Here is a 2088-nt window from a genome sequence, read left to right as displayed (position 1 = left end):
CCTCTGTGACCTCTGTGACCTCTGTGACCTCTGTGACCTCTGTGGCTCTGTGGTGATTTTTTATTTTCAATTCAGCACTTTTTACTAAACCATCATCCGTGATTATCCGCGTAAATCTGTGGCTTTTTTAATACAAAATTTAAACTGAGTATTTTTGCCATGGATTGTCCAGTTTAAATGATATCCGTGATTATCCGTGTAAATCTGTGGCTTTTTTTTTAAACACAAATAAATAAAACATGAAACTCAGGAAATATCTTTTACCGGGCTTAACGTGGCTGTTTTTAGCTTTACCACTTCAGGCTCAAATCAAGCCGACCGCAATGTTACTGCCGATCTATTTTGTTGACCTTGACAAAAAAGGTTTGCAGGGCTCCTTGAATAACCATGTCCAGACAGAACTCTCGGCCTATTACGAACTTAAGAGCGAAAAGGAAATAGAGCAGGCACGCGACGCAGCTATAGACAAACTTTCTTCTGAAAATTGTACCGAAGATGCCTGCGTTAAGGTCATGGGAGAAATGCTTGACGTCGAATACACTTTTTCGCTGGAAGTAATAGATACCGGCGAGGGTTGGGATTTGACGGCGGTGCGCCAGGATTTGGACGGCGTTAGCTCTCGGCGTAATGAACTTTGCAAAAATTGTTCACTCTCCAAAGCACGCAAATCCCTTTCCGGAATGCTGACCGCTTTGCGTCCAGGTGAAATGTTGATTCAACGTGGAAAAGCCAGTTTGCGTTTGGAGGCTACACCTCAAGCACAAGTTTTTCTGGATGGCCGAGATCAGGGTAAAACACCGCTCGACTTGAGTGTGGATGCCAGAAAGCCACTGGAAGTTTTTATGGTAGCAGAGAGTTATAATGACTTTGCTGAAATATTTGTTTTGAAGCCCGGAGAAAAACGTAAGAAACATGCAAAGCTGATTCGTAAACGAGGTAACATCCGCATTACTTCCAATCCAGCTGGAGCTACAATCTATATTGATGGGAAATTAGAGTTGGACTCCCAGAGCAAAGCAGTACTGACTCCCGCTGATTTGCGCTTGGTATATGGAGATCATAAATTGAAGTTGCAATTGAAAAAATACGAAGATAGCTCAGATACCCTAACAATCAATAAGAAAAATCTTGGCATTAAAATATATACGCTTAAACCAAAACCAGGAAGATTGATAGTGCGTGTGCCTGCAGTACACACACAAGCTCGGATACTACTTGAAGGTAATTATTTTGGAAAGATGAACGGTAACATTGTCAAAAATTTTGAAGTCACGGCCAATGTCAGTCATACACTCAGTGCAGAAGAAGGCAGTTTTAAATCGGAAACTAAAACCGTCCGTATTGAACCGGATGGTAGTGCGAAGGTTGAGTTTGAAGATTTTGTGGACAGTTCACCAAAGAAAAAACCTGTTATACCATTTGTTTGGCCAGCTATAAGTCTAGATGGTATTACTAAAAATCTTGAATGGACTGGAGATAAGCAGAGTGTGATGTTATTAGGTCAAAGTAGTTCTGTGAGATTGGGATATAACACGACTAGAGAAATTGAACTAAATTACTTCTTATTACCTGGAATAGGCTTTCAATGGAAACGTTTGAGGTTTGAATTCTACCAAGGGCCGGGTTCCATAGAAATCAACAATGTAGACACGACTTTTTACTATTCTGACGGTAGTACTATTCAAGAGGTAATTGCCACCAGTGCCACTATCAACAAAATATTTTATGCCTCCAAGTTGCCGGATGGCTTTTCCGTAAATCATTGGATTTGGAGTTTCGGCTACGAGGACGTAGAACTGACTTTAGCAACAAAGCTAGATGGAAATCGAACAATAAAAATGAGCCAACCTGTCATTGATGGGGGATACCAGTGGAACTGGACAGAGACTTTTTATAATCTAAAGTTTGGGTGGCCAATAAGACAATCCAGTACGAATTATAGTTATGTTGGAGGATTATCAATGGGCTTGGGTTATGTCTGGTAATCTGCCCTTGTTAATTAAAAATTACAATATTTGTCATACCCCACATGGTTGTCTACTGAGAAAATTCATGAGAAATATATTAAGTTTAATAGTATGTATTCTT

General features: G+C 40.2%; 1 protein-coding gene. It reads left to right on the top strand.

Annotated elements, in window-relative coordinates:
• The first annotated feature begins 239 nt into the window (after positions 1 to 239).
• Positions 240 to 1985, top strand: a complete 1746-nt coding sequence (locus tag HN459_07325) for a PEGA domain-containing protein (GenBank protein MBT3479256.1) — start codon at positions 240 to 242, stop codon at positions 1983 to 1985.
• Positions 1986 to 2088: the final 103 nt, after the last annotated feature.

It is taken from the genome of Candidatus Neomarinimicrobiota bacterium (assembly GCA_018647265.1).
Taxonomy (GTDB): Bacteria; Fidelibacterota; Marinisomatia; order Marinisomatales; family TCS55; genus TCS55.
This window is presented reverse-complemented; position numbering and strand designations above follow the sequence as displayed.

Coding starts and splice junctions, on each gene's coding strand:
- HN459_07325 (MBT3479256.1), top strand. CDS start 240: ATGAAACTCAGGAAATATCTTTTACCGGGCTTAACGTGGCTGTTTTTA.